The sequence below is a fragment of the Actinoallomurus acaciae genome, assembly GCF_042429965.1.
In the GTDB taxonomy this organism is placed as follows: Bacteria; Actinomycetota; Actinomycetes; order Streptosporangiales; family Streptosporangiaceae; genus Actinoallomurus; species Actinoallomurus acaciae.
The window spans coordinates 1-2,063 of sequence record NZ_JBHLZP010000884.1 but is presented as its reverse complement, the minus strand read 5'-3'; the positions used below and the strand labels follow the sequence as shown (position 1 = coordinate 2,063).

Sequence of the window (2,063 nt, the reverse complement as noted above, 5' to 3'; positions counted from 1 at the left end):
CGTACGGGCGCCCTGCTCGAAGGCCTCGACGACGCGGCGCGCGGCGGCGTCCCACGCGTTCGCGCGGCGCTCGGTCACCCCGCCCCGGTCGTTCAGCGCGAAGACGACGCGTTCGGCCTTCTCGACGTGTGCCCGTACGACGGCCTCGGCGCGGCCCTGCTCGCCGGGGGCCATGACCGGCACCAGCACGAGGTCGGCCTCGCGCAGCGCGCGTACGCCGCGGACCGTGACGAGCTCGGGGTCGCCCGGACCGACCCCGACGCCGACGAGCCTCACAGCCCACCCGCCGGCAGCCCGAACCGCACCATGTCGGCCATCTTCCCGCCGGGCAGGCGGCGGGCGGGGCGGGGCGCGAAGCCGGCCGTCAAAGCTCCCCCTTCAGCAGGCTGAACAGCACCATGTCGGAGCGGCCGCCGGGCACCGGGCGGGCCTTGCGGAGCACGCCCTCCCGGGTGAACCCGGCCCGCTCGGCGACGCGCTGTGAGGCGATGTTGCCGGTGGCGGCGAACAGCTCCAGCCGGTGCAGGCCGAGGCCGAAGGCGTAGCGGGCCACCTCGCGCACCGCCTCGGTGACGTAGCCGTGCCGCCGGTCGGCGGGTCCGATCCAGTAGCCGGTCTCGGCCACGCCCGTCTCCCAGTCGGCCCGGTTGATTCCGATGACGCCGCCGGCCCGGCCGGTGCGGTCCGGCACGATCACGAAGGAGGTCTCCCGCCGCGGATCGCGGTACGCCTCCTTGACGCACCACTGGCGCGCCCTCTCGAGCGTGTAGCCGTGCGCCCACGGCATCCACCGCCGCACGACCTGGTCGACGGCGGCGAAGCAGTCGGGCGCGTCGCGCTCCTCGGGCGGCCGGAGCACCAGCCGCTCGGTGCGCAACACGATGGGTCCGAAAGAGCTCACGAGCCCCCCTTCGCCGGAGGAGAGAGCACGGACGCGCCGCGCCCGCCGATTCGCCCGCTCATGAGATGTCGCTCGCGAGCATGCTGAACAGCACCGCGTCGGACCGCTGCCCGGATCCGATGAGCATCGCCTCGCGGAGTACGGCCTCGCGTATGAAGCCGGCCTTCTCAGCGACGCCCTGGGAGGCGACGTTGGCGACCGCGGCGAGCAGCTCGATACGGTGCATGCCCTTCTCGAAGGCGTACGCGGCCACGCCGCGCGTCGCCTCCACCGCGTACCGGCGGCGACGCGCCCAGGGCGCGATCCAGTAGCCGATCTCGGCGCGGCCGTCGGTCCAGTCGGTACGGCCGATGCCGATCGAGCCGGCGAACCGCTCGCCGGCGACGATGGCGAAGTTCATCGCCCGCGCCGGGTCGGTGTGGGCGTGGGCCGTACACCAGTCGACGGCGGTCTGCATCGTCTGCGCCGACGCCCACGGCATCCAGTGGCGGATCTCCGGATCGCGGCTCGCCGCCAGGAGATCGTCCGCGTCGTCCTTGTCGAAGGGCCGCAACAGCAGCCGTTCGGTCTCCAGCAGAACACCCTCGTCGAAAGTCATGCGGCCGCCCCCACGAAACGCGTTGCCATCTGAGGCCTCCCAGCCCAGTGGAGATGAAGGTAGGAGGCAAGGCAATTCGCCGAGGTGAAGCCATCCGGTCCCTCGGCGGACCACTGCCAGGCGGGTGGGGCGTCCGGCCCCCGTGAGCACACGGTGCGGTGGAACTCGTGCCCGCGCACCCGCTCACCGGCCCGCGCCACCGGCGAGTCGCGCACCGCGACCGCCTCCCGGTAGCCGAGTGTGAGCCGCCCGCTCATCCGCGCCTCCGCGTCGAGCACGCCGCACATCGGCATGTCGTCGAGCCGCCGGGCGAGGTAGAGAAGGCCGGCGCACTCGGCGTAGATCGGGCCGCGGAACGCCGCGACCGCGCGGCGCAACGGCTCGTTGGCCGACAGCTCCGCGGCGTACGTCTCGGGGAACCCGCCGCCGATCACCACTCCGCCGGTCTCCGCCGGGAGGGCGGCGTCGCGCAGGGGGTCGAACCGCACGACCTCGGCGCCCGCGGCGGCGAGCAGCTCCTCGTTCTCCGCGTAGCCGAACGTGAACGCCGGGCCGCCCGCGACC

3 protein-coding genes and 1 pseudogene are annotated in these 2,063 nt (G+C 73.9%); all 4 read right to left on the bottom strand.

Annotated elements, in window-relative coordinates; translation table 11 throughout:
- The coding region (locus ACFFNX_RS48465; RefSeq protein WP_378213203.1) for an SAM-dependent methyltransferase at positions 1-276 on the bottom strand (276 nt) is incomplete at its 3' end.
- An 88-nt stretch (positions 277-364) separates the two neighbouring features.
- Complete coding sequence (locus tag ACFFNX_RS48460) at positions 365-901, bottom strand: GNAT family N-acetyltransferase (RefSeq protein ID WP_378213202.1); 537 nt, start codon at positions 899-901, stop codon at positions 365-367.
- Between the two features lie 58 nt (positions 902-959).
- The gene (locus ACFFNX_RS48455; RefSeq protein WP_378213200.1) at positions 960-1,499 is read right to left on the bottom strand and encodes a GNAT family N-acetyltransferase; all 540 of its coding nucleotides are present in this window, start codon (positions 1,497-1,499) and stop codon (positions 960-962) included.
- Positions 1,496-2,063, bottom strand: a pseudogene (locus ACFFNX_RS48450) (cobyrinate a,c-diamide synthase); the annotation flags it as partial. The gene ACFFNX_RS48455 and the pseudogene ACFFNX_RS48450, both read right to left, overlap by 4 nt.

Bases quoted from the DNA above. Each gene is read 5' to 3' on its own strand.
- ACFFNX_RS48455 (WP_378213200.1), bottom strand. From the start codon at position 1,499: ATGACTTTCGACGAGGGTGTTCTGCTGGAGACCGAACGGCTGCTGTTG.